The organism is Salinispora tropica CNB-440 (assembly GCF_000016425.1).
GTDB classification, from domain to species: Bacteria; Actinomycetota; Actinomycetes; order Mycobacteriales; family Micromonosporaceae; genus Micromonospora; species Micromonospora tropica.
The window spans coordinates 263399-287474 of record NC_009380.1 but is presented as its reverse complement, the minus strand read 5'-3'; the positions used below and the strand labels follow the sequence as shown (position 1 = coordinate 287474).

24 protein-coding genes are annotated in these 24076 nt (G+C 70.6%); 12 read left to right on the top strand and 12 right to left on the bottom strand.

Going from position 1 to position 24076, the window contains the following annotated elements; translation table 11 throughout:
- Nucleotide 1 precedes the first annotated feature (1 nt).
- Nucleotides 2-511, bottom strand: coding sequence for a GNAT family N-acetyltransferase (locus tag STROP_RS01290; RefSeq protein ID WP_011904174.1), 510 nt, complete (start codon nt 509-511; stop codon nt 2-4).
- A gap of 217 nt (nt 512-728) precedes the next feature.
- Between STROP_RS01290 and STROP_RS01285 the strand changes: the two genes are divergently transcribed.
- Nucleotides 729-944, top strand: coding sequence for a hypothetical protein (locus tag STROP_RS01285; RefSeq protein ID WP_011904173.1), 216 nt, complete (start codon nt 729-731; stop codon nt 942-944).
- A gap of 30 nt (nt 945-974) precedes the next feature.
- Here STROP_RS01285 and STROP_RS01280 read toward each other — a convergent pair whose 3' ends face one another.
- The 4 genes from STROP_RS01280 to STROP_RS01265 all read right to left on the bottom strand — a co-directional run bounded on the left by STROP_RS01280 (nt 975) and on the right by STROP_RS01265 (nt 4482).
- Entirely contained in the window at nt 975-1412 is a 438-nt protein-coding gene (locus STROP_RS01280) for a DUF3263 domain-containing protein (RefSeq protein WP_011904172.1), read from the bottom strand.
- Between the two features lie 146 nt (nt 1413-1558).
- On the bottom strand, nt 1559-2572 hold the full coding sequence (locus STROP_RS01275) for an ABC transporter permease subunit (protein WP_011904171.1): 1014 nt from the start codon (nt 2570-2572) through the stop codon (nt 1559-1561).
- Nucleotides 2569-3486, bottom strand: coding sequence for an ATP-binding cassette domain-containing protein (locus STROP_RS01270; RefSeq protein ID WP_026275810.1), 918 nt, complete (start codon nt 3484-3486; stop codon nt 2569-2571). Before STROP_RS01270 ends, STROP_RS01275 begins: the two co-directional genes overlap by 4 nt.
- Before the next feature lie 210 nt (nt 3487-3696).
- Nucleotides 3697-4482, bottom strand: coding sequence for a DeoR/GlpR family DNA-binding transcription regulator (locus STROP_RS01265; protein WP_011904169.1), 786 nt, complete (start codon nt 4480-4482; stop codon nt 3697-3699).
- A gap of 184 nt (nt 4483-4666) precedes the next feature.
- Here STROP_RS01265 and STROP_RS01260 point away from each other — a divergent pair, with 184 nt between their 5' ends.
- Genes STROP_RS01260 through nagA form a run of 3 tightly spaced genes read left to right on the top strand, consistent with a single transcriptional unit; the run spans nt 4667 to nt 7664 of the window.
- On the top strand, nt 4667-5596 hold the full coding sequence (locus STROP_RS01260) for an SIS domain-containing protein (protein ID WP_011904168.1): 930 nt from the start codon (nt 4667-4669) through the stop codon (nt 5594-5596).
- Entirely contained in the window at nt 5593-6558 is a 966-nt protein-coding gene (locus STROP_RS01255) for an ROK family protein (RefSeq protein ID WP_011904167.1), read from the top strand. The genes STROP_RS01260 and STROP_RS01255 overlap by 4 nt, the downstream gene beginning before the upstream one ends.
- Nucleotides 6555-7664: an N-acetylglucosamine-6-phosphate deacetylase gene (gene nagA / locus STROP_RS01250; protein WP_011904166.1), complete on the top strand. Its 1110-nt coding sequence runs from the start codon at nt 6555-6557 to the stop codon at nt 7662-7664. The genes STROP_RS01255 and nagA overlap by 4 nt, the downstream gene beginning before the upstream one ends.
- A 41-nt stretch (nt 7665-7705) precedes the next feature.
- Here nagA and STROP_RS01245 read toward each other — a convergent pair whose 3' ends face one another.
- Nucleotides 7706-8917: a DUF4032 domain-containing protein gene (locus STROP_RS01245; RefSeq protein ID WP_026275321.1), complete on the bottom strand. Its 1212-nt coding sequence runs from the start codon at nt 8915-8917 to the stop codon at nt 7706-7708.
- Nucleotides 8918-8959: 42 nt separating this feature from the next.
- Here STROP_RS01245 and STROP_RS01240 point away from each other — a divergent pair, with 42 nt between their 5' ends.
- The gene (locus STROP_RS01240) at nt 8960-9805 is read left to right on the top strand and encodes a phosphatase PAP2 family protein (RefSeq protein ID WP_238380258.1); all 846 of its coding nucleotides are present in this window, start codon (nt 8960-8962) and stop codon (nt 9803-9805) included.
- On the opposite strand, the gene STROP_RS01235 is transcribed toward STROP_RS01240, so the two are convergent.
- On the bottom strand, nt 9781-11787 hold the full coding sequence (locus tag STROP_RS01235; RefSeq protein ID WP_011904163.1) for an NAD-binding protein: 2007 nt from the start codon (nt 11785-11787) through the stop codon (nt 9781-9783). The genes STROP_RS01240 and STROP_RS01235 overlap by 25 nt on opposite strands.
- Nucleotides 11788-11893: 106 nt before the next feature.
- On the opposite strand from STROP_RS01235, the gene STROP_RS01230 reads away from it, so the two are divergent.
- A complete protein-coding gene (locus tag STROP_RS01230; protein WP_011904162.1) occupies nt 11894-13420 on the top strand; it encodes an FAD-dependent oxidoreductase in 1527 nt (508 codons plus the stop codon).
- A gap of 23 nt (nt 13421-13443) precedes the next feature.
- Here the strand turns inward: STROP_RS01230 and STROP_RS01225 are convergent, their stop codons facing one another.
- Nucleotides 13444-14241: an enoyl-CoA hydratase/isomerase family protein gene (locus STROP_RS01225; protein WP_011904161.1), complete on the bottom strand. Its 798-nt coding sequence runs from the start codon at nt 14239-14241 to the stop codon at nt 13444-13446.
- A gap of 94 nt (nt 14242-14335) precedes the next feature.
- Nucleotides 14336-14806, bottom strand: a complete 471-nt coding sequence (locus tag STROP_RS01220) for an MSMEG_6728 family protein (protein WP_011904160.1) — start codon at nt 14804-14806, stop codon at nt 14336-14338.
- A gap of 246 nt (nt 14807-15052) precedes the next feature.
- On the opposite strand from STROP_RS01220, the gene STROP_RS01215 reads away from it, so the two are divergent.
- Nucleotides 15053-16222 carry a UDP-N-acetylglucosamine--N-acetylmuramyl-(pentapeptide) pyrophosphoryl-undecaprenol N-acetylglucosamine transferase gene (locus tag STROP_RS01215; RefSeq protein ID WP_011904159.1) on the top strand — a complete coding sequence of 390 codons (1170 nt, stop codon included), beginning with the start codon at nt 15053-15055 and terminating at the stop codon, nt 16220-16222.
- Between the two features lie 50 nt (nt 16223-16272).
- Here the strand turns inward: STROP_RS01215 and STROP_RS01210 are convergent, their stop codons facing one another.
- Nucleotides 16273-17559, bottom strand: coding sequence for an APC family permease (locus STROP_RS01210; protein ID WP_011904158.1), 1287 nt, complete (start codon nt 17557-17559; stop codon nt 16273-16275).
- 103 nt (nt 17560-17662) lie between these two features.
- Here STROP_RS01210 and STROP_RS01205 point away from each other — a divergent pair, with 103 nt between their 5' ends.
- The 3 genes from STROP_RS01205 to STROP_RS01195 are packed head-to-tail and all read left to right on the top strand — an operon-like array spanning nt 17663 to nt 18995.
- Entirely contained in the window at nt 17663-18319 is a 657-nt protein-coding gene (locus STROP_RS01205) for a helix-turn-helix transcriptional regulator (RefSeq protein WP_011904157.1), read from the top strand.
- A gap of 14 nt (nt 18320-18333) precedes the next feature.
- Nucleotides 18334-18702, top strand: a complete 369-nt coding sequence (locus STROP_RS01200; protein ID WP_026275318.1) for a cupin domain-containing protein — start codon at nt 18334-18336, stop codon at nt 18700-18702.
- Complete coding sequence (locus STROP_RS01195; protein WP_011904155.1) at nt 18699-18995, top strand: antibiotic biosynthesis monooxygenase family protein; 297 nt, start codon at nt 18699-18701, stop codon at nt 18993-18995. The genes STROP_RS01200 and STROP_RS01195 overlap by 4 nt, the downstream gene beginning before the upstream one ends.
- A gap of 106 nt (nt 18996-19101) precedes the next feature.
- Here the strand turns inward: STROP_RS01195 and STROP_RS01190 are convergent, their stop codons facing one another.
- Nucleotides 19102-20289 carry an NAD(P)/FAD-dependent oxidoreductase gene (locus tag STROP_RS01190; RefSeq protein WP_011904154.1) on the bottom strand — a complete coding sequence of 396 codons (1188 nt, stop codon included), beginning with the start codon at nt 20287-20289 and terminating at the stop codon, nt 19102-19104.
- Between the two features lie 81 nt (nt 20290-20370).
- Nucleotides 20371-21315: an RNA polymerase sigma-70 factor gene (locus STROP_RS01185; protein ID WP_026275317.1), complete on the bottom strand. Its 945-nt coding sequence runs from the start codon at nt 21313-21315 to the stop codon at nt 20371-20373.
- A gap of 121 nt (nt 21316-21436) precedes the next feature.
- Between STROP_RS01185 and STROP_RS01180 the strand changes: the two genes are divergently transcribed.
- The gene (locus tag STROP_RS01180) at nt 21437-21736 is read left to right on the top strand and encodes a DUF1905 domain-containing protein (RefSeq protein WP_011904152.1); all 300 of its coding nucleotides are present in this window, start codon (nt 21437-21439) and stop codon (nt 21734-21736) included.
- A gap of 43 nt (nt 21737-21779) precedes the next feature.
- Nucleotides 21780-24005 (top strand): SF1B family DNA helicase RecD2, encoded by a 2226-nt coding sequence (gene recD2, locus STROP_RS01175; RefSeq protein ID WP_011904151.1) that lies wholly within the window; start codon nt 21780-21782, stop codon nt 24003-24005.
- Nucleotides 24006-24076: the final 71 nt, after the last annotated feature.

The window sequence follows — 24076 nt, the reverse complement described above, 5'->3', positions numbered from 1 at the left end:
GTCAGCGAGCAGGTGGCGTGGCATCCAGCGACAGCTCAGCGTGGACCTGGCCATCCGTCTCGCGCAGTCTCGCGCCGCAGGTGGTGAGAACGGAGAGCGCACCCCGGTTGTCGGGGGTGGTCGCCGCGACCACCCGGCGCATGCCGACCGCGGCGGCCCTGTTGAGTAGTTCCCGGAGCGCGGCCGACCCGATCCCCCGACCCCGGGCCGAACGCCCCAGCCACAGACCGGTCTCGACCACTTCCGGCTCGTCACAGCGAGTCATCCGGATCACCCCGACGACCTCACCGGCGGCCAGGACGGCGTACATCCGGGTGCGGGTCGGGCCCGGCAACCCGGCGAAGCTGGCCCGGTGGAACTCGCGGAACGCCTCCCGCCGGGCATGCGACCAGCCGGCCGGAGCCTCGACCGGCGGCATGACATCGGTCGGATCCGCCTCCGCGGCAGCTACAGAGAGCAACGACTCGAGGTTGCGCTCACTCACCGGCTCCAACCGCACATCACTCGCCACGTCAGGGAGTCTGCCGGGCTCATCGGTGAGCGTCCAGCCAAGTCGGTGCGGACTGACGATCTGGACGAAGGGATCAGCCAGTCGGCCCTATCCGAATACTCCTCACCCTCCGTTGCCGAATTCCCGGTCCCCCACCACGGCAGAAGGTAGCGTCAACACTGGTGGCCCGCCGGGCTTCCGTGGCACGAGCCGACCGTTTGCGACAGGGGGATCGCGGATGTTGCAGCGCTTGCACGAGACCGGCTTTCGAGCGGAGCACGCCTATCTCGCGGGTTTCGTAAGCATTGGCCTATCGTTTGGCAGTTGGTTCCTCTCCAAGCACCTGGAACGGGCCGGCATGGCCCGCGCCGACCGCTGGGGGATCTTCATCGGCGAGTGGGCTCCGACCTTCTTCGCCATCGGCAACGGCCTGCGCATGCACGAAAAGCGCTGACCCGACATGGGGCCGGCCGTCGCCGGCCCCTCAGCGACGTCGGCCGTGGGCTCGGGCTGAGCGCAGGCGACGAAGCCGGCCCACCAGGAGCGGCTCGGCCGCCAGGGCTGCCGGGTTGTCCAGCAACGCGTTCAGCAGCTGGTAGTAGCGGGTGGCGGTGCAGCCGAACCGGTCCCGGATGGCTTGCTCCTTGGCGCCCGGATGCCGCCACCACTGCTGCTCGAAATCGAGAATGTCTCGCTCTCGCCCGGTCAGCCCGGTGGGCGAGCCGACAGCTTCCCCCGGCGCGGCCACGGCCGACGGCGCACCACCGTCTGCCCCCGCGACGTCCGGCTCACGGTCGGCCGACGCAACGGCCTCCGCCTCGGGCGCCGACCGGGGCGGCGGTACGACGGAGCGCCCACGCCCGTCGCCAGACCGCCCGTCACCGGAGGATTCGGCGGCGGTCGGGGCGGTGTCGGGTGGCATGACACTCCTCGCGAGGGCGGTCGGCCCGGCGAGGCCGACCCGGGTGCCTCAGCCTAGTGCGCCGCTCGGCCGGCCGCACGGGACGGCTGGCCGGGCGGCGCGGCGAGAGCTCGTCGCGGGGCTTGCCGGTTCCCCGCTGACCGGCGTCAGGAGATGTCCCGCCGACGCATCGCCCAGCACGCACCGCCGAGGATGAGCACCAGCCCAGCCGCGAGCAGCCCGAACGAATGCTGCCAGGTGAGGGTCAGGGTCGCCGGTTCACACAGACCGAAGGCGTTGTACTGACACACCGTCCAGTCGTTCAGGATGACCTCCTTGTTCATCCAGGCGAACAGGTAGGTGGGGAGCAGCCACGCCTCAACGAACGTCGCTCCGGTCAGCCTGAGCAGCACGGCGAGACCAAACTGCCCGACCACCGTCACCCCGATCACGCCGCCCAGCGCCATCGCGGTGTGTCGGCCGAGCGAGGCCAGCCCGAAGCCGAGCGCGGCGACGACCAGGGCAAGCACCACACCACGCAGGCCGGTCAGGGCGAAGGACTGCCAGGCGCCGGTGGTCATCCCTTCGGTGGTGCCGCGGGTCGTGCCGATCAGCCAGAAGCTGCCGAACCAGAGCACCGTCGTGGAGACCGCCAACGCCAACAGCCCGGTGAGGAGGGCGGCCAGCTTGGTCAGCAGGACGGTGACCCGCTTCGGCCGCCAGAGCAGCATGGTCATCATGCCGCCGGTGTTCCACTCGGCCCCCACGAAGGAGGAGCCCACCACGAAACCGACCAGGGCGAGGGTCGCCGCGAGCGCGGTCAGCGTCTGGCCGAAGCTTTCCCGGAAGTCGAAGGTGCTCGCCAGGAACAGGTCCGCCGAAACGGCATCCCGGGGTGGGGGTGTGATCTCGGAGCAGTCCGAGGGGAAGCTACCCACCTGTTCGCCCCGGATCGCCGCCTGCTCGCACTCCGCCCGAAACTGTTCGGTCGAGCGCACCTGCTGCTGCCAGTGTTGCTCGGCGGTCACCTCGGCCTTGGCCCAGGCCGCGTCGTCGATCTTCTGGTTCGACAGAAAGACCCCGACGGCCACCGTTGCCAACACCACCAGGCCCAGCACTGTCACCCAGCGGGTGAGGCGCCGCAGCACCAGCCGGCGTAGTTCCGCACGGTAGAGACTCACGCGCCCCACCCTCCTGTGCTGCTGGGACCCACCGCCGCGGGCCTGACGGACTGGTCGACCTGCCGGCTTTGGCCGGGGGCCGGCACGGTGGCGGTCAGCTCGAGGAAGACACTCTCCAGATCGGCGTCGACCCAGACCAGCTCACTGACGTACAGGCCATGACCGGCGAGGAGGCGGGTCACCATGGCGGCTTCCTCCACCCCGGTGAGCATCAGGTGGTCCGGTTCCCGGGTCACGCGGAACCCGGCCCGGGTCAGCGCCTCGCTCGCCTCCGGCAGGTCGGCCACCCTCTCCAGGCGTACCCGGACAGCGCTGGCCGAGTGGGCCGCCAGCACCTTCTCCACCGGGCCGAACGCGACCCGGCGGCCCAACGAGATGATCGTGACCGAGTCACAGATCAGTTGGATCTCGGCGAGGATGTGGCTGGAGAGCAGCACCGTGGTGCCGGATTCGGCCAGGTTCCGCACCAACGACCGCATCTCCCGGATGCCACCCGGGTCCAGTCCGTTGGCGGGCTCATCCAGGATCAACAGTCGCGGCTCCTTCAGCAGGGCGGAGGCGACAGCCAACCGTTGCTTCATGCCGAGCGAGTAGGTCTTCACCCGCTCCCGGGACCGGTCTCGCAGCCCCACCAGCTCCAGCACCTCGTCGACCCGGTGGGAGCGGACCTCGCCCGCGGTTGCCAGCAGGGAGAGCATGTCCCGAGCAGTGAAGTGTGGGAAGAACTGCGGGCTCTCGACGACTGCACCGACCTGACCGGCGACCGTGGACAGGTCGGCCGGCACCTCGTGCCCGAGCAGTCTCATCCGGCCGCCGTCGGGCCGGATGAGGCCGAGCAGCGTACGGAGGGTGGTCGTCTTGCCCGACCCGTTCGGGCCGAGGAAGCCGTGCACCTGGCCCGCCTCCACCCACATGTCGAAGCCGTCGAGCGCGTTGCGGGTGCCCCGCCTTCGGCTTCGGCTGCGGTAGGTCTTTTGGAGACCTTCGATTTCCAGGACAGCCGTCAAGCTGCACCTCCCCCGATTGGCAGTAGTCACGACACAATACGTGGTACTACCCTTTGCGCAATACCCAATCTACGCACCGCTCTGCAAAGAGGCGATCGAGGGCTTTCCTCGGGCGATTCAGGCGCAGACCACCTGCACGTCAGCGGCGCGGAAGGCGGCGACCACCTCCGGCGCCGCACCGGAGTCGGTGACCAGGGTCTCCATCCGATCAACCGGACAAATTCGGGCAAAGGCGTGGCCACCCAACTTGGACGAGTCGGCGATCACCACGACCCGCTTCGCCCGCGCCACCATCAGACTGTTCATCGCCGCTTCCCCCTCGTGGTGGGCGGCGGCACCGAGCTGCGGGTCAACCGCGTCCACCCCGAGCAGGGCCACGTCCAGGGTGACCTCACGCAGCAGGGCCCCACCCAGCGGGCCGACCAGCTCGAACGATTTGGGTCGCACCACTCCACCGGCCACCACGACCTTCATCCGGGAGCGGACCAGCAGCTCGTTGGCGATGTTGAGGGCGTTGGTGACCACGGTGAGCTGGGCACCCTCGGCACTGGTGTTCAGATCCGGCCGTACGGCCAGCGCTCGCGCCACCTCGGTGCTGGTGGTGCCGCCGTTGAGGCCAACCACCGTGCCCGGGGACACCAGTGCCGCGGCCGCCGCCCCGATCCGCTGCTTCTCGGCCGAGTGCTTCGCAGACTTGTACCGCAGCGGCAGGTCGTACGAGACGCCGTTGGCGACCGCCCCACCCCGGGTACGGGTGATCATCTGTTGCTGGGCGAGCTGGTCGAAATCTCGGCGAATGGTGGCCTGCGAGACGGCCAGGCGCTCGGCCGCCCCCTCGACACTGACCCGACCACTGTCGGTCAGCATCTCGAGCAGGGCGTTCCATCTCGCGTACCGGTCCACCCCGAGCCCTCCAGCGGCTGCACGATTGGTGATTGTGCGTGCACACTAGTGCGCGAAACTACGTAAAGGCAACGTCAGTTCTGCTCAATCTCGGGCCTGGTTGCCACCGCTACCCAATTCGGCGCACAATAGCGCGCGAAAGCCGGGCCTAACGAGCCGAATCGTGCACGTTCTGGAGAACCTGATGTCGTACGTCGACATGGAGATCGCGAGTCAACCCGACTGCTGGCGAACCGCGGCGCGGCTGGCCAACTCGGTGGCTGACCGGCTACCCCGGCCCGGCGAGCGGGTCGCCGTGGTGGGGTGCGGCACCTCCTGGTTCATGGCGATGGCCTACGCCGCCCGCCGCGAGCATGCCGGCCACGGCGAGACCGACGCCTTCCAGGCCAGCGAATTTCCCACTAACCGCCGCTACGACCGGCTGATCGCGATCACCCGCTCCGGCACCACCACCGAGGTGACCGATCTGCTCGCCGCGCTCCGCGGGGTGCTGCCCACCACCGTACTGGTCGGCGACCCCGCCGCCCCCGCCGCCGACCTGGCCGACGGCACGGTGCCGTTGGCCTTCGCCGACGAACGCGCGGTGGTGCAGACCCGGTTCGCGACGACCGCGCTGGCCCTGCTCCGCGCCCACCTGGGCGACAACGTCGCCGCGCTCTCCGCCGACGCCGAGGTGGCGGTGCGCGCCCCCCTACCAATCGAACCGGCCCAGATCGAACAGGTCACCTTCCTGGGCCGCGGGTGGACCGTCGGGCTGGCCCACGAGGCGGCGCTGAAGTGCCGCGAGGCCGCCACCTTCTGGGCCGAGGCGTACCCGGCCATGGACTACCGGCACGGCCCGATCTCCGTCGCCGCACCAGGCCGGCTGGTCTGGGCCTTCGGGGAGCTGCCCGACGGGCTGGCGGAGGATGTGGCGGCCACCGGCGCCGCCTTCGTGCACAGCCGCACCCACGGGTGCCGCAGCGTGATCGGGAACTGGGCCGCCGGTCGCACACCGCTGGACCCGATGGCCGACCTGATTCTGGCGCAGCGCTTCGCCGTCACGCTCGCGACCAGCCGTGGCCTCGATCCGGACGCACCGCGGCACCTCGCCCGCTCCGTGGTTCTGGCATGAGTAGCGGGGCGCCGGGCGCTCCGAACGGCACACCGGACCGGCACCAGGTCGTGGTCGCGATCGATGTCGGCGGCAGCAGAATGAAGTGTGCCCTGGTCCACCGGGACGGTACGGTCGCGCGTATCGAGCACCACCCGACCCAGACCGCACGTGGCCCGGCGGCTGTGGTCGACACCATCCTCGACATAGCCGAGGCTCTGGCTGACACGGCCCGCCACGAAGGGCTCGCCCCGGTGGCGTTCGGCCTCGCCGTCCCGGGCGTCATCGACGAAGCGGCGGGGGTGGCGATCTGGTCGTCCAACCTCGGCTTCCGCGAGGTGCCACTGCGGACACTGGCCACGGCGCGGCTCGGGATGCCGGCGGTGCTCGGCCATGACGTCCGCGTCGGTGGCGTCGCCGAAGCGCGGCTCGGCGCCGGTCGGGCCGACCGGCACGTCCTCTTCGTCGCTATCGGCACCGGCATCGCCGCCGCCCACGTGGTCGACGGAACGGCCGCCGCCGGCGCGCACGGCGCCGCCGGAGAGCTCGGCCACGTCCTGGTCCGTCCCGGCGGACCGCGCTGCGGCTGCGGGCGGGCGGGCTGCCTGGAGGCGATCGCGTCCGCCGCGGCGGTCGCCCGCCGCTACGCGGAGCTGACCGACAGCACACCGGGGCTGAGCGCGGCCGAGGTGGTCGCCCACGCCACCGCCGGCGACCCGCTGGCCCAGCAGGTCTGGACGGAGGCGGTCGAAGCCCTCGCCGACGGCCTCGCCATCGGGCAGACGCTCTTCGACGTGGAGACGGTCGTGCTCGGCGGCGGGCTGGCCCGTGCCGGCGCCCAGCTACTCGACCCGCTGCGGGCCGCGCTGCACGACCGGATGACCTTCCACCGCGAGCCGCGGCTGGTCCCGGCAGCCCTCGGCGCCGAGGCCGGCTGCCTCGGTGCCGCCCTGCTCGCCCTCGACAGCCTGGAGAAGCGATGACGGTACGGGTGACCGGCAGGGTGGTGACCCCGGCCGGGGTGATCCGCCAGGGCTGCGTCGAGATCAACAACGAGCAGATCACCGCGGTCGCCGAGTACCCGTCAGGGCGCGACGGGCACTGGATCCTGCCCGGCTTCGTGGACATACACAATCACGGCGGTGGTGGGCACACCTTCACCACCGGTGACGCCGACGAGGCCCGTGCCGCCGCCGGCTTCCACCTCCGACACGGCACCACGACCCTGTTGGCCAGCCTGGTGAGTTCGCCGTTCGAGCTGATGCGCGCCGCCACCATCGCCTATCGGCCGCTGGTCGCCGAAGGCGTGCTCGCCGGGATCCACTTCGAGGGCCCGTACCTCTCCGTGGCCCGCTGCGGGGCGCAGAACCCGGCGTACCTGCGTGACCCCTCAACCGAGGAACTGACCGAGCTGCTGGAGCTGGGCCACGGGACGATCCGGATGATCACCCTCGCTCCGGAGCGTGCGGGAGCGACCGCGGCGGTCAAGCTGCTGACCGCCCACGGCGTGGTCGCGGCGGTCGGCCACACCGACGCGACGTACGAGCAGACCCAGGCCGCGATCGCCGCCGGCGCAAGCGTCGCCACCCACCTGTTCAACGCCATGCGCCCGGTGCACCACCGGGAGCCGGGGCCGGTGATAGCCCTGCTGGAAGCTCCCTCCGTGGTGTGCGAGCTGATCGCCGACGGAGTGCACCTACACGACGGCGTGCTCGCCTTCGCGACCGCCACCGCCGGTGCGGAGCGGACTGCCCTGATCACCGATGCGATGGCCGCCGCCGGTCAACCCGACGGCGAGTACGAGCTGGGCGGCCAGACCGTCACCGTGACGACCGGCGTGGCCCGGCTCGCCGGTGATGGGGCGGTCGCCGGCAGCACGCTGACGATGGATGCCGCGCTCCGGCACGCGGTTGCCACCGGGGTCGCCATCCCGGAGGCCGCCCGGATGATGGCCACCACGCCCGCCCGTGCGATCGGTCTCGGCGATCGGGTCGGTGCCCTCCAAGCTGGTCTCCGAGCGGACCTGGTGGTGCTCGACGACGACCTGAACGTGGTCCGGGTGATGCGCGCCGGCACCTGGCTGGACTGACGGGGCCGGCACGGGCGGGGGCTGACCGGTGCGGACCGCCGTCAGCCCGCGGGCGGAATCTCCACCCCGAGCACAGCCTGCTCGTCGGGGCGGTGCACCAGCACGTCCCCGAGGTACGACTGGACCGCCGGGGCCATGCCAACATCCCGGCCGGCCCGCTGGGAGAGCAGCCACTTGTGCTCGATGATCTGGGCGAAGATCTCCTGCGGTTCCAGCTTGCGGCGCAGATGTGCCGGCACGGCGCGGACCACCGGCTCGAAAACCTCGGTCAGCCAGCGGTGTGCCGCCTGCTGCTCATCGATCAGGTCGCTCTCGGCTCGGTAGGCGTCCAGATCATTGAGGAGCCGACGAGCCTGGTTCTCCTCCGCGTCCAGACCCGTCAGGCGCAGCAGGCGACGCGTGTGGTAGCCGGCGTCAACCACCTTCGGCCGAACCAGATACCGCCCGTCGTCGATCGTCGACACGGCGATCTCGGCCACGTCGAAGCCAAGCTCGTTGAGCGCACGGATCCGGCCCTCGATGTCGTGCCGAGCCTCCCGCTCGATCTGCTGTTCGTAGGTGATCTCATGCCACAGCCGCTCGTACCGCTGCACGACCTCCTCGCACACCACCGCTGGATCGATCGACTCGTGGAGCAGCCCGGCCGCCTGTAGATCCAACGCCTCGCCGAAGATGTTCACCCGGGCGATCTCCAGGTCCTCGCCGCGCTGCCCGTTCGACAACGAACGGTGCAGCACGCCGGTCTCCGCGTCCACCAGGTAGGCCGCGAACGCACCCGCGTCCCGGCGGAAGAGCGTGTTCGACAACGAGCAGTCGCCCCAGAAGAAGCCGGTCAGGTGCATCCGTACCAGCAACGCGGCCAACGCGTCGAGGAGCCGCTGCATCGTCTCCGGTCGCAGCGTGTGCGAGAAGAGCGCCCGATAGGGCAGGGAGAACTGGAGGTGCCGGGTGATCAACACCGGGTCCAACGGTTCACCGGCTTCGGTCTGCCGGTCGGCGACGATCGCCACCGCCTCCACCGTCGGGAAGTCGATTCGCTCCAGGGCCCGCAGCAGGTCGTACTCCCGCTCGGCCACCCGCTCGCCGGTCTCCTTGACGGCGTACACGTACCCGCCGAGTCGGACGAACCGGACGACATGTCGAGAGATGCCCTGCGGCAGCGCCACCAGGTGCTGCGCCGGCCACTCCACCAGCGGAGTCGACCAGGGAAGATCAAGCAGCGCCGGGTCAACGAGAGCCGAGGTGATCCGCACGCTCCCCAGTTTGCGCCCTCCCCCGCCGGAACGCCTCCCCGCGTGGTTCGGCACACAGCGACCCGGGCCGGGCCGGGGGCCGCGCGGGCCGGTAGCGTGGCCGAGATGCGGCAGGCGACGACCCGGTGGCGAGCGGTGCGGCTCCGGCCGGTCCGGCCGGCCGGCTGGTGGTTCGACGGGCTACTTCTCGCCGGCCTGGTCGCCCTGACCGCCGCCCTCGCCGCCGGTCACCTCTTCGGCCTCGACCGGGCAGTGGCCGACTGGTCGGACGCACACCGCCCGGCCACCGCGTACGGGATCGCGTGGACCCTCAACTACCTCGGCCAGGGCGGACCGCTGGCCCTGGTCGCCATCGGGATCGGCGTTCTGCTCGCCGTGCGGCTCCGCTCCGCCCGCCCGCTGCTGCCGCCGGTCGCCGGGGTCGCGCTGATCTACCTCATCGTCGGCGCGCTCAAGGTGTCGACGGCCCGGCCCGCGCCCAGCGCCAGCGTGCGCGAACCCTTCCTCGCGCCGGAGCAGACCCTGCCACTCTTCCAACACGAGCTGCCGCTGGAGTTCACCCGTTCCTACCCGTCCGGGCACGTCGTCAACACGATCGTCTGGTACGGGGTGATCGTCCTGCTCCTTGCCCGGCTGTTGGAGACGTACGGCCGGACGTTGCCACCCCGAATGGCCACCGCGGTGCGGGTCGTCCCACCTCTGGTGGTGCTCACCACGACCACGTACCTGGGCTGGCACTGGCTGACCGACTCGATCGCCGGGCTGCTGCTCGGCCTCCTGCTGGACCGGGTGCTGCACCGGGTGCCCTGGGACGACGTGCCACTACCCGAAAGAGTCGATCAGGGCCGACGAGGGTTGATCCCCTACTCGGAGGAGACCGGCCGCTGATCAACCGAGCCGCCCACCTCCCCCTCCGGCAGGCGGGGCAGCGGCGGGCCGGCCGGGGCTGATGAGCCCTCCGAGGGTGATGCGACCTCCGGGGACGATGGAGCCTCCGGGGACGAACCGACCGGGGGCGATGCGGGCTGCGGCAGTGACGCGGTCTCCGGGGACGAACCGACCGGGGGTGAACCGGCCGGAGTCGATGCGGGCTCCGGGGACGAACCATCCGGGGACGCGGGAACCTCCGGATTGAGGGGGCCGGCCTCACGGAGCAGGGCGTTCAGCCCGGCCCGCCGGGCAACCACCGTCAGCCGGTCCCCTGCCATGATCACTAACCGCCGGTCGAGCTCCCACTCGTACCGCTGACCGGAGCGGGCGTGGGCGAGTAGCCGGACACTCCCCGTGCGGTCAACGGTGGCGAGCGGCTGACCGTCGAGCGAGGAGCCGGCGGCTACCGGAACTTCGGTGACCAACAGGGCGTGCCGGCCGACCGAGATGGTGGCGATGACGGCACGGTCCAGCAGGGCACCGGCGAACGACGGTGCCGCCAGGTACGACACGCTCCGCGAGACGCCGATGCCGAAGGACCGCTGGACGCGCTCGGCGAAGTGCCCGTCGAAGAGCCGCAGAACCACCTGAACATCGTCGTTGAAGGAGCGGGCCGTCAGCGCGGCCCGTAGGTTCACCCCGTCGTCGGTGGAGACCACGACGAGGGCCTGGCAGGTGCCGACCGAGGCGGCGCGCAGGGTCTCCTCGGTGGAGGCGTCCCCCACCACCAGCGGCACGCCGAGCCGCCGGGCCAGCTCGGCACCCCGTGCGTCCGCGTTCTTGTCGATGGCGACCACCTCGACACCGAAGTCGCGGAGCTGGGCGGTCACCCGCGTGCCGATGTTGCCGAGGCCGACCACGACCACGTGCCCGGAACGGTCAGTCAGGGGCCGCCCGGAGTGGAGCGCCAGCCGGGCGTTGACGAGGCCGTCCACCACCACGGCGGTGACCAACGGGATCAGCGCCAGGCCGGAGAGATTGAGCACCACCTGGAGAACCTGTTCGCCGAGCGGCTTGGCGGCGTCCGGGTCCTGCCCGCTCAGGGCGGTGACCAGGGTCAGGTAGAGCGCCTCCCCCCAGCTCACCTCGGCGGTGCTGGCGTAGAGGCCGCCGAGCACGACGATCACCGCCAGCAGCACCAACACGGCGAGGCCGATCCTGCGGGTGGCGAAGCCCCGGACCGCCCGGAGCAGCATCGTGACCGGCCGGCGCCACCGCCGGGCCCGACGCAGTCGGCGCGCTGCCACCTCGGTTCCCGGTGGTGTACCGGCCGCCTCGGCGAGCACCACGTCGGCGGAGGTCTCGTCGGCGGGCAGGACCCGAACCTCCCGCGGGTCCCGGATATCCGCCACCGGGCAGACGATGTCCTCGTCTCGAAGATCGACGCGGCGGGCCACGTACAGAGTCCGTCCGCCGTGTCGGAAGTGAGCCGGCGCGACCTCGCCCAGCGCGGCAGCGACGAAGGCGGGGGCCGCCATCGCGGCGTCGGAGAGCACCGCCGAGTCGGGGAAGATCTGTCGTACCCCGTTGGCCAGGCTGGTGTTGAACATCCGGACCACCAACCGCAGCCTCGGCTGCACCTCCTGCGCACAGAGCGCCGCGTGCATGTTGCCCACGTCGTCCTGGTGCAGCAGCGCCAAACCCTCCGCCCGGTCCAGGCGGGCATCGCGAAACGTCACCTCGTCGAGCCGGTCGGCCCGGATGACCTCGATGCCGTCGAGATCTCGACCGTCCGGGCTGTCGGTCCGCTGCCGCTCGGGCACCACCAGCGTGATCCGGATCCGGGCGAGCTGCGGCTCGGTGGCGAGCAGCGACCTGACCACCCAGTACGCCAGGGCGTCGTGGCCACAGACCACGTAGTGGGCCCAGGGGTCGCTGTTGCCTCGAAGCCGGCGCCCGGTCCACCATGCACGATCGAAGGGCCCGGTCATGTGACGCATGGTAAACAGCCGGTAGCGATCGTGCAGCCCGGTGATCACGAATATCGGCGCAGTCGGCAGCGCGAGTCCATTCTCAACACCGGCATATCTCCGGCAAACTGGTGCGATGGCGCTGTCGCAAATGGTGGGTCGACTTCTCGGCGTACGTGAACACGTGGTGGACCCCGGTGGCGGGGGCGCCCCCCGGCTACCGCACCCCGCACCCACCGTGGTGGTCGGCGGCGGAATCGCCGGCATGTCAGCAGCGGTGGTGCTGGCCGAACGGGGAGTCCCGGTCACCGTCCTGGAAGCCGCCCCCACCGTCGGCGGACGACTCGGCGCGTGGCCGGAGGCCTCGCCCGACGGCACCCGGATCAACGAACACGGGTTCCACGCCTTCTTCCGCCAGTACTACAACTGGCGGAACATCCTCCGCCGGGCCGACCCGACGCTGGGGTTCCTCCGGCAGATCCCGCGTTACCCGGTCCTGTCCACGCAATGGCCGACCGAGGAGTTCGGCAAGCTGCCGCCTGCGGCGCCAGCGAACCTGCTCACCCTCCTCCTGCGCAGCCCCAGCCTGCGCCTGCGGGATCTGCGCGCGATGAACCGAGACGCCGCACTGCCGCTCCTCAGCTACGACCCGATCCAGACGTACGCCGAGTTCGACGACACCACCGCCGACGCTCTGCTCACCTCGCTCCAGCTGCCGGACCGAGCCCGAGCGATGCTCTTCGAGGTCTTCTCCCACTCGTTCTTCAACCACGAAGCGGAGATGTCCGCTGCCGAAATGATCGCCCAGTTCCACTTCTACCTGCTGGGCAACCCGGAGGGGCTGGCCTTCGACTGCCCCGCGGAGGACTACGCGACGTCGATCTGGCAGCCCCTCACCCGGCACATCGAGCAGCACGGCGGCCGGGTCGTCACCGAGGCCGCGGCCACCGGGCTACACCGTGACGCCGCCGGCTGGGAGGTGGTGAGCACCGCCGGCGCGTACGAGGCCCGGCATGTCGTGCTCGCCGTCGACCCACCAGCACTCGCCGCGCTGGTCGCGGCCTCCCCCATCCTCGCCGAAGCCGCTCCCGACCTGGTCGCGCGTATGCCCGCGTTCGGCCGACCCGGCCCGCCGTACGCGGTGGCCCGCTACTGGTGCACCGGGGACGTGGATCCCGGCCGGGCGGTGTTCAACGGGGTCTCCCGGCAGCCCACCCTGGACTCGGTGACGCTCTACCACCGGCTCGAGCGGGAGTCCCACCGCTGGGCGGAGCTCAACGGCGGTTCGGTGGTGGAGTTGCACGCGTACGCCTGTGAACCGGACGTGCCCGCCGAGGAGCTGGCCGAACGGATGTGGACCGAGTTGACGGCCCTTTGGCCGGAGGCGGGGCGGCTGCGAATCCGCGAGCTGCGGGCCCGGGTGGAGGCCCAGGCACCCGCGTTCCCGCCCGGCAGCCACGCGGGGCGACCGGGCGTCCGCACCGACGCCGACCGGCTGTACCTGGCCGGGGACGGCATCCACGCCGACCTTCCCAGTGCGCTGATGGAACGGTCTGCCGTCACCGGCATCCTCGCCGCCAACCACATCCTGCGGGACGAGGGCGGCGCGACCGAGCCGGTCCACTCGATCCGCCCACGGGGCCTGCTCGCCCGGGGACACTGACCGGAAGCCGGCGATCCCAACCGCTACCCGGCGCCGACCGCTTCGCCGGGCCTCGCCTCGGGCGGGGACCACGGAAAGCGGGCCGGCCGGCGCTCGTTGGCCGCCGCCACCCCCTCCCGGGCCTCCCCGCTGGTCCGCACCTGCCCGTGCCACCAGGCGATCCGGTCGTCGTCCGCCCGCTCATCGACGATTTCCTTGGCCGCCATGACGCTGAGCCGAGACCGCACAGTCACGGCGGCGGTAACCTCACCGACCCGAGCGGAAAGCGCGGTGGCGGGCAGCACCTCGTCGACCAGGCCGACCCGCAACGCCCGCCCGGAGTCGATCAGCTCCGCCGTGAAGAGCAGGGCCTTCGCCGTGGACGGCCCGACCAGCCGGGCCAGCCGGCGGGTGGTGGGCGCCGGATAGACCAGGCCGAGCCGGGCCGGAGGTACGCCGAAGCGCGCGTCGTCGGCGGCGAGCCGCAGGTCGCAGGCGACGGCGAGTTGGCACCCACCGCCGACGCAGGCGCCCCGAATCGCGGCGATCGTCGGCTTGGCGAAGGCGGCCAGCCGTTCCTCGGCCGTGACAGCGATACTGGCGTCGCCAGCGTCCAGCAGCTCGTCCAGGTCACCGAGGTCCGCCCCGGCGCAGAAGGTGCCGTCGGCTCCGGTGAGCACCAGCGCCCGTACCGCCGGATCGGCCTCCAGCTGATCGAGCACCCCCGGCAGGCGCCGCCACATCGCCGGGGTCATCGCGTTTCGGCGGGCCGGATTGTGAATCACCACGGTCGCCACCGGACCGGCCACCTCGACGAGCAGTTCCGCGTCCGCCACCGCCACTCTCCCTCCGATCCGCTTCGCCGCGGTGACGATATCGACGCAGCCACCCGGCTGCCCCACTCACGTGACGCCGGTCACGGTTCGATGGCTCCTCCTAGCCCGGGGCGCGATCGGAGCGGGGCCAGACGTAGTCCAGGTCGATCGGGATGTCACCGAACTGCGGGCGATAGTGCTCCGGGTCCTTGCGCAGCAACGACGAACGATGGCTCAGGTGCAGGTCGTCACGGCCCAGCCAGGGCGGTAGCTCACCGGCGTCGGCCAGTTCGGCCTGGGTACGAACGGTGCGCACGCCCCGGGCGGCGGCGAAGTCGGTCACCAGCGTCGCGGCGCAGGTGTCGGCTCGGCCCGGCTCGCACCAGACCGCGCACACGTCCAGCCCGTACCGGGTCAGCGCCTCCTCGTAGCCGGCCCACATCTTCACCGCCGGATGGTGCCGCCAGCCATAACCTGGACGAGTCAGGCCCCGCAGCACCTGAATCGCCTCCACTCGCTGTTTGCCGAGCCGACGTTGGTCCAGTGAGGCCGCGCTGGCCAGGAAGTCCGGGTACGGGAGGAAGGTCTGCACCCCTGCTACCTACCCACCGCCGCACCCGACAACCCTCTCCTGCTGCGGTGTCGTTCCCACCCAGACCGGGACGGAATGGGAGCCGGACGTCGCTTTCGAAGCTCCGCCGCCCGGCCGTGGCGGGCGGCGGAGCGACGGATGTCGCTGACGTTATAGTCGATCTCGAACAACGCCAGAACGCCCACTCAGTCCATCTTGGCTTGCCGACAGGGACGCCAGCCGGACGGACACTGCACAGGGGAACGCGTGGCCGTCTACAGTGCTCAACAGCTCCACGGCTTGCGGATCATCGTCACCGGCGGCGGCACCGGAGGGCACACCTACCCGGCGCTGACGACCATCCGGACACTACGCGCTCGCCTCGCCGAGACCGGCGCCGAGCCCGACATCCTCTGGGTCGGTGTCGAGCAGGGCCTGGAGGCGAGGATCGCCCGGCAGGAGGGCCTGCCCTTCCGCGCCATCACCACCGGAAAGTTACGGCGGTCCCCCAACCGTCAGGAGCTGTGGCGCAACATCACCGACGCTTTCCGAATTCCGATCGGCGTGCTGCAGGCCATGGCGACCGTACTGCGGGTCCGGCCACACGTGGTCCTGTCCACCGGCGGCTACGTCTCCGTCCCGATCGGTGTGGCCGCCTGGCTGGCCCGGCGGCCCCTGGTCATGCACGAGCAGACCCTCAACCTGGGCCTGGCCAACCGGATCCTCGCCCTCGTCGCCAGCCGGGTGCTACTGAGTCACACCTCCTCGTTGGCGAACCTGTCGAAGCGGACGCAGGCCAGAGCAGTGGTCACCGGCAACCCGGTCCGTCCCGACATGCTCACCGGAGACCCGATCGCCGGCCGAGCCGCCTACGGGCTGGAGCCGCACCTGCCCCTGGTCTTCGTCACCGGTGGGGCGCAGGGCGCGGTGCAGGTCAACCAGATGGTCGCCGAGGTCCTACCCGATGTCCTCCAGCGCTGCCAGGTGCTGCACCAGTGCGGGGAGTACGACCTGGTCCGTATGCGACAGGTCGCCGCCCAGCTGCCGACGCACCTGCAGGCCCGCTACCGCGTCGTGGATTACATCCACGGGCAACTGCCCGACGTGCTCGCTGCCGCCGACATCGTGGTCGCGCGCAGTGGCGCCGGCACGGTAGCCGAGCTGACGGCGTTGGGCCGACCGGCAATCCTGATCCCACTCGTGCCGACCTCCGGCGACGAGCAGCGGCAGACCGCCCGGTACCTCGCCGAGGCCGGCGCAGTGCGGATGCTCACCGGCGGTGACGCCACCGGCGCCGCGCTCCGCGCCGAACTGTTGACGTTGCTCGACGACGCACCGTATCGGCACGCCCTGGCGGAGGCCGCCCGCCGCCACGGCCGGCCGGACGCCGCTGCCGCCGCCGTCACGGAGCTGATCGACGCCGCCCGCCGCGGCTGACCGCACAGAGCGGTCGACGCCTCCGGCCCAGCTGACCCGCGCGGAGCTGGTCAACGACCGCCGGACCGATCGATATACCGCCGACGCAGCGCGTACCAGCCAGCGCCGACGGCGAGCACGCCGAATCCCGCCGCGACGCTGGCGAGAGGCAGGCTGACCGCCAGCGTGACACAGCCGGCCAGCCCCAGCACGGCGAGCAGCCGTACCGGCAGCCGACGGCCCGGATCACGGCCGAGGGTGAGCGCCGAGGCGTTGGTGATCGCGTAATACACCAGCACGGTGCAGCTGGAGAAGCCGATCGCCCCGCGCACGTCGCCGACGAGGACCACGGCCGCCACCACCACCGCCACCACCAGCTCGGCGCGGTACGGCACCTGGTGCGCCCGGTGCACGGTGGCCAGGCCGGCCGGTACGTCCCGTCGGCGGGCCATCGCCAGCAGGGTCCGGCCCACGCCGGCGAGCAGCGACAGCAGCACCCCGGTCACCGCCACGGCCGCACCGGCCCGGACCACCCAGGCGAGGCCGGGCAGCCCGACGGTGGTCACCACGTCGGCCAGGGGCGCGGCGGAGGCGGCCAGCCGGTCCGGGCCGAGCACCCCCAACGTGATCACTGCCAGTACCAGGTAGATCGCCAGCACCACACCCAGCGCCAGCGGCACCGCTCGGGGGATCGTCCGCTCCGGTTCGCGTACCTCTTCGCCGAGAGTGGCGATCCGGGCGTACCCGGCGAAGGCGAAGAAGAGCAGCCCCGCCGCGGTCAGCACACCGTGTATCCCGGCACCGCCACCATCGCTGAACACCACGCCGCCGACCGAGCCGGAATCGCCGATCCGCTCCGATGCGAAGCCGGCCAGGCCGACCACCACGACCAGGGACAGAACCCCCAGCACCACCCCGACAAGCGCCTTCGTGGCCTGCGCGGTCTTCCCCACACCGCGCAGGTTCACGGCGGTGACGGCCGCGATGGCGACGACGGCGACGAGCCGGGCCCGGCCCGGCCAGAGGTACGCCCCAACCGTCAGTGCCATCGCCGCGCAGCTTGCGGTCTTGCCGACCACGAAGCCCCAGCCGGCCAGGAATCCGGCGAACGGGCCGAGTCGCTCCCGCCCGTAGACGTACGTGCCGCCGGACTCGGGGTAGTGGGCGGCCAACCGGGCCGAGCTGGTCGCGTTGCAGAAGGCCACCAGCCCGGCCAGGGCCAACGCCAGCAGCAGACCGTTCCCGCCGGCCGCCGCCGCGGCCGGGGCGAAGACCACGAAGACGCCCGCCCCGAGCATCGCCCCCAGCCCGATGACCACCGCATCGGTTACACCCAACCGCCGTACCAGCTGCTCCACGGTCCGAACCCTAGGGGGCCGAGGTGAACGGCAGGGAGTCGTTCCAGCTTGCCGGGCGATGCCTGGGCAGCCAGGTACGCCACTATTTTACCCAAGGCAACTTGTGTATATTTGGCTCGTGACGAGTCGGCGAACAACCCTGCGGCAGGCTCTCCACCGGGCAACCGGTGCCATGACCGCCCAGCAGGTCGCGGACGACGTGGGCTGGCCCGTCGAAACCACCCGGCTGCACCTGGAGGAGCTGGTTGGCGCGCAGCTCGCCGAGCGCGTACCCGGCGCTCCTCGCGGCCGTGGCCGCCCACCGATGACCTATCGCGCAACCGTCGGCATGGACACCGCCGGACCCACCCAGTACCGCCTGCTGGCCGGGCTCCTCGCGCGCACGTTGCGCGAGCAGCCGAATGGTCGCGCACTCGCACGTGACGCCGGACGGGCGTGGGCATCTGAGCAGCCGACGGAGGCCATCGACGGCGCCCCACTCTCCCGGGCCGCAACCGCGCTCACATCCCGCTTCGAAGCCCATGAGTTCGCGCCGACGAGCACCGTCACCGGGGACCGCGCCGACATCACGTTGTGGCACTGCCCCTTCCTCGACCTCATAGCCGACCACGGCGACGTCATCTGCTCCCTTCACGACGGCATGGTGGACGGGATCACCCGCGCCGCTGCCGGGACGTCGGTGACGGCCCAACTCACCGCTTTCCCGCGACCTGACTCGTGTCGGATCACGTTGACCCGCCGCACCCGAAGGAAAGACTGATGCCCACGACGCCAATGAAAAGTCTGCACGAACTCGGACAGGAACTCGTGACCCGCGCCCACGAAGCCTCATCCGGGCGCGCCGCGGCCACGCTCAACGCCGATCACCGCAGCCTGAAGCAACTAGTGCTGGCACTGCGGGCTGGATCGGCGTTGAGCGAGCACGAGAACCCAGGACAGGCCACCCTGCAACTGTTGTCGGGAACAGCCACCGTGAGCACCGCCGAGATGACGTGGCACGGCTCCGCGGGCGACTACCTGGTGATTCCCGATCGCAAACACGACCTGCGAGCGGTCAGTGACGCTGTCGTCATGCTGACGTTCGTCAAAGATGCCAACCGGCCTGAGCCACCCGCGGCCGCCGACCTAAGGAGCGACACATGAGCATCGTCAAAATTAATGCGATAGACATCGTCGAAGGTCACGGTGACGAATTCGTCGAACGGTTCTCGGCACGCCCAGGCAAGATCGAACATGCGGACGGGTTCGAGGGCTTCCAGGTGCTGCGCCCCACCGACGACCGCACGACCTGGTTGGTGGTCACGAAGTGGCGTGACACCGAGGCGTACGACGCCTGGTACGCCACCCGCCCGCACCGCGCCCCCGAGTCGGTGACCTACGCCAACACGTGGGAGCTGTGGTCCTTCGACGTCCTCACCGCGGCCGACCCCGCCTGAAGTCGATCCCGCCTGACCGGGGTCAGAACGCCCCCGGCCAGGCGGGACCAGGCAGTGGATCCGCCGACACCGGACCAGGCCCGGCGTCGACGACCACGTCGCCCGGTCATGCGGTGGCGGCGCGCCGCTCCTTTTGGATCGTGGTGGTGTGGCGACGACGAGTCGGCAGCAACATCGTCGGGTGGACGATGCTCCAGGCCGCGCCCTTGCAGACCGCTTCCTTGTAGCGAGCCGCCACCTTTCCGGTGATGAAGGACGTCTTGGCCTGGTCGTCGGCGGTGACGAACTGGATGAGCCCGTCCCGCCGGCCAAGACTGATGCACTGGTTGAAGTAGCGGAGCGAGACCTTCGGGACCTCCCGATCGGTGAGGCGCGCGGCGATGGCGTCGGCGGCCTGCCAACCCATCGGGATTCCTGAGGCGCAGGACATCCGTAGCGGCTTGCCACCGGGCCCATCGGCGATCGCGGCGTCACCGACCGCGTACACGTCGGGGTGCGAGATCGTTCGCATGGTGGCGTCCACGATCACCTGCCCTGTTTCGGCGAGCTCCAGGGTCGTGGCGGCGGCGATGGGATGAACGGCCAAGCCGGTCGTCCAGACCGTCACCTGCGCCGGGACGGTCCGGCCGTCGCCGGTGATCGCACTGGTCGCCTCGACCCGGGAGATGTCTGTGTGCTCGTGGACGGCGATGCCAAGCCGGTCGACGACCCGTCGCAGATGACGCCGCGCCCCGGCATCAAGCCAGTCACCGAGGCCGCCCCGGGTGGCGAGCGCGACGGTGAGGTCCGACCGCGCCTCGGCGATCTCGGTAGCGACCTCGAGGCCGGTGAGGCCTCCGCCAACGACCAGGATGTTCTCGCCAGCAACGAGGCCGGCCAGGCGGTCGCGCAGCCGCAGCGCGGACTGCTTGCCGGCCACATCGTGGGCGTGCTCGGCGACGCCGGGAACACCGTGGTCGGCGGCGGTGCTACCGAGGGCGTAGACGAGGGTGTCGTAGGCGATCTCGTCGACACCGTGCTCGTCGACGAGCGTGACGATCTTCTGATCAACGTCGACGGCGGTGACCCGTGCCAGTCGCAGCCGCACGCCCGTACCCGCGTAGATGTCGCGCAGCTGGCGGGGGCTGAGGCGCTGTCCGGTCGCGAGTTGGTGCATCCGGACCCGCTCGACGAACTCGGCGTCGGCGTTGACGACAGTGATCTCGGTACCGTCGGGGTGCAGCCGCCGGGCAAGACGTCCGGCGGCGGTAGCTCCTGCGTATCCGGCTCCGAGGACGACGATGCGGTGCTTCATGGTCTCACTCCTGTCTCGGTGCGTCTGCTTCCTGAACCGGATAGCGACACGGTTGCTGACAGGAGCCGGCTATGAGCTGGGTCACCAGGCTTCGAGGAGGGGCTCACCGTGCTCGGACCCGGCCCAGAGCCGGGTGATCCGGGCAAGCTTGTCGGGGTTGACCTGGGTGTGGATGGACGAGATGCCCGTGGAGGTCACGTGCAGGGCCATCACACCGACGACCTGGTCACCGACCACGAACACCACCGCGGGCCCGCCGTTGACGGTGCTGGCGTAGACGGCAGGCCGGCCGCCGATCAGGTCGCGTCTGGCTTCGGTGGGCTTGAACAGACCGCGGAGGAACCTCGCCACCGTCAGCGCTCCGATGATCGGCGTGGTCCGGGCCGGGATCTTGCCACCGCCATCACCGATACTCGTCGCGTCATCGGCCAACAGCTCGACCAACCGCTGGATCTTGCCACTGGTGGCCGCGACGAGGAACTCCTCGACGATCTTCCGCGTGCTGCTCGCGTCTGCCTCCGTGCGCACCCGACTGGTGATGATGTGCTGCTTGGCACGCCGGTAGATCTGTTGACAGTTCGACTCGGTGAGGTCGAGGATCTCGGCGATCTCACCGTGCGAGTAGCCGAATGCCTCTCGGAGCACATACACGACCCGCTCATTGGCCGAGAGCCGCTCCATGAGGGCGAGCACCGCCATCGAGACCGACTCCCGTCGCTCGACGGTGTCGACCGGGCCGAGCATCCGGTCTCCGGCGAGTACCGGCTCGGGAAGCCACATGCCCACATACGTCTCGCGCCGGGCCCGCGCGGAGGTGAGCTGGTTGAGGCACAGATTGGTGAGCACCTTCGTCAGCCACGCCTCGGGCGTCTGGACGTGGCTGCGATCGGCGGCCTGCCAACGCAGAAACGTGTCCTGGACGGCGTCCTCCGCATCGGTCGCCGAGCCGAGCAGACGGTAGGCGATCGCCTCCAGGCGGGCCCTGGAGTGCTCGAACAGCTCGACCTCGTGCGAACTCAGCGGCATGACCCGACAGTAGCCACGCGGTCCCGCGAGCACCACGACTCCACCCCGCGTTGGCGCACGCACCGGCGCTCCTCACCGGTGAGCCACGACCGGCGTCGGACCGTCGTGTGATGCTGGGCTCGTGATCATCACCTTCGAAGCCGAGCTGTGGAGTTGGACTGCCCGACGGGCGGACAGTTGGACCTTCGTCAGCCTGCCCACCGATGTGTCGGAGGAGATCCGTGAGCTGCCCGGGCCGCCGCGTCGTGGTTTCGGCTCGCTGCGGGTCCGGGTCACGGTCGGTGACAGCACCTGGGCGACATCGATATTCCCGGACAAGGAACGAAGCTGCTACGTGCTGCCCGTCAAACGATCCATCCGCGAGGCGGAAGCCATCGAGGCCGGCGACGTCACCACCGTACGCCTCGAACTCCTCGACTAGAGCCCTAAGGCGGAACGCCGCACTGCTGCTGGAGTACGGCAGGATGGCCGACGTGACCGCTGCCCCCCGTCCCGCGCTGGCGACGCTCGACGCGGTTCTAGAGCGACTTACGTACGTCAACGAGGAATCCGGCTACACCGTCGCCCGGGTCGCCACCGACCGCGGTAGTGATCTGTTGACGGTGGTGGGTGCGCTGCTGGGCGCGCAGCCAGGGGAGAGCCTGCGGCTGCACGGGCGCTGGTCCTCGCACCCCAAGTACGGTCGGCAGTTCGAGGTCGACTCGTACACCACGGTCCTGCCGGCCACGATCCAGGGCATCCAGCGCTACCTCGGCTCGGGCCTGGTGAAGGGCATCGGGCCGGTTTTCGCCGAGCGGATCGTCGCCCATTTCGGCCTGGAGACGCTGCGGATCATCGAGGAGGAGCCGGCCCGCCTGGTGGAGGTGCCGGGGTTGGGCCCGAAACGCACCGCGAAGATCACCGCGGCGTGGGAGGAACAGCAGGCGATCAAGGAGGTCATGGTCTTCCTCCAGGGGGTCGGCGTCTCGACCTCCCTCGCGGTACGGATCTACAAGCAGTACGGCGACACCTCCACCGACGTGGTCACGAAGGAGCCGTACCGGCTGGCAGCCGATGTGTGGGGAATCGGCTTCAAGACCGCCGACACCATCGCCCAGTCGGTCGGTATTCCGCACGACAGCCCGCAGCGGGTCATGGCTGGCTTGCAGTACACGCTCTCCGAGGCCACCGACAACGGCCACTGCTACCTACCCGAACCGGAGCTGATAGCGGACGCCACGAAAATCCTCGATGTGCCGGCCGACCTCGTCACCCGCTGCCTGGATGACCTGGTCGCCGAGGAGGGCGTCGTCCGGGAGTCGCTACCGGGCGGCGACGCGGAGCCGGTGCGGGCGGTGTATCTGGTGCCGTTCCACCGGGCGGAGCGGTCTCTGGCCACCAGCCTGCTCCGCCTGCTCGACGATGGGACCGATCGGTTGCCTCACTTCGCGGGCGTCGACTGGGCCAAGGCCCTGACCTGGCTGAAGGCGCGTACCGGCAACGACCTCGCCCCCGAGCAGGAGCAGGCGGTTCGGCTCGCGCTGACCTCGAAGGTCGCGGTGCTGACCGGTGGGCCGGGGTGCGGCAAGAGCTTCACCGTCCGTTCGATCGTCGAACTGGCGGCTGCCAAGAGAGCCAAGGTCACCCTGGTGGCCCCGACCGGGCGGGCCGCCAAGCGTCTCTCCGAGCTGACCGGGCACCCCGCCGCCACGGTGCATCGCCTGTTGCAGCTACGCCCGGGCGGGGACGCCTCCTACGACCGGGACAACCCCCTCGACGTTGACCTGCTCGTCGTGGACGAAGCCTCCATGCTCGACCTCATCCTGGCCAACAAGCTCGTCAAGGCCGTCCCACCCGGCGCGCACCTGCTGCTGGTCGGCGATGTCGACCAGCTCCCCTCCGTCGGTGCCGGTGAGGTGTTGCGCGATCTACTCGCCGCTCCAGCCATCCCGCGGGTGCGGTTGACCCAGATCTTCCGCCAGGCCGCCCAGTCCGGCGTCGTCACCAACGCCCACCGCATCAACGCCGGCCGCCCGCCCCTGCTCCAGGGCCTGCCGGATTTCTTCCTCTTCGCCTGCGACGACACGGAGGCCACCGCCGAGCGCACCGTCGATGTCGCCTGTTCCCGCATCCCGGCCAAGTTCCGCCTCGACCCCCGCCGGGACGTACAGGTCCTCACCCCCATGCACCGCGGCCCCGCCGGCTCGGGGGCGTTGAACACCCTGCTCCAGCAACGGCTCACCCCGCATCGGGAGGGGCAGCCGGAGCGGCGAGCCGGCGGGCGGGTGTTCCGCATCGGCGACAAAGTCACCCAGATTCGCAACAACTACGACAAGGGCGAGGCGGGCGTCTTCAACGGCACTCTCGGCATCGTCACCCAGCTCTCGACCGAGGAGCAGACGCTGACGGTCCGCACCGACGAGGACGAGAGCATCGACTACGACTTCGACGAACTCGACGAGCTGGCCCACGCCTACGCCATGACCATCCACCGCTCGCAGGGCTCGGAATACCCGGCGGTCGTCATCCCGCTGACCACCAGCGCCTGGATGATGCTGCAACGCAACCTGCTCTACACCGCCGTCACCCGCGCCAAACAACTCGTCGTCCTGGTCGGCTCCCGCCGGGCCCTCGCCGCCGCGGTCCGCACCGTCGGCGCCGGCCGTCGGCACACCGCCCTCAACCACCGGCTGGCCGCCGCAACGCCCTGACCAGCCCGCAGCGCCAGGGCAGAGACGAGGACGGGCCCCGGTGTTCCCGGAGCCCGTCTCCGCTGGCGGCG

Coding starts and splice junctions, on each gene's coding strand:
- STROP_RS01285 (WP_011904173.1), top strand. CDS start 729: ATGTTGCAGCGCTTGCACGAGACCGGCTTTCGAGCGGAGCACGCCTAT.
- STROP_RS01280 (WP_011904172.1), bottom strand. CDS start 1,412: ATGCCACCCGACACCGCCCCGACCGCCGCCGAATCCTCCGGTGACGGG.
- STROP_RS01270 (WP_026275810.1), bottom strand. CDS start 3,486: ATGTGGGTGGAGGCGGGCCAGGTGCACGGCTTCCTCGGCCCGAACGGG.
- STROP_RS01260 (WP_011904168.1), top strand. CDS start 4,667: ATGTCGTACGTCGACATGGAGATCGCGAGTCAACCCGACTGCTGGCGA.
- STROP_RS01255 (WP_011904167.1), top strand. CDS start 5,593: ATGAGTAGCGGGGCGCCGGGCGCTCCGAACGGCACACCGGACCGGCAC.
- nagA (WP_011904166.1), top strand. CDS start 6,555: ATGACGGTACGGGTGACCGGCAGGGTGGTGACCCCGGCCGGGGTGATC.
- STROP_RS01235 (WP_011904163.1), bottom strand. CDS start 11,787: ATGCGTCACATGACCGGGCCCTTCGATCGTGCATGGTGGACCGGGCGC.
- STROP_RS01230 (WP_011904162.1), top strand. CDS start 11,894: ATGGCGCTGTCGCAAATGGTGGGTCGACTTCTCGGCGTACGTGAACAC.
- STROP_RS01200 (WP_026275318.1), top strand. CDS start 18,334: ATGAAAAGTCTGCACGAACTCGGACAGGAACTCGTGACCCGCGCCCAC.
- STROP_RS01195 (WP_011904155.1), top strand. CDS start 18,699: ATGAGCATCGTCAAAATTAATGCGATAGACATCGTCGAAGGTCACGGT.
- STROP_RS01190 (WP_011904154.1), bottom strand. CDS start 20,289: ATGAAGCACCGCATCGTCGTCCTCGGAGCCGGATACGCAGGAGCTACC.
- STROP_RS01185 (WP_026275317.1), bottom strand. CDS start 21,315: ATGCCGCTGAGTTCGCACGAGGTCGAGCTGTTCGAGCACTCCAGGGCC.
- recD2 (WP_011904151.1), top strand. CDS start 21,780: ATGGCCGACGTGACCGCTGCCCCCCGTCCCGCGCTGGCGACGCTCGAC.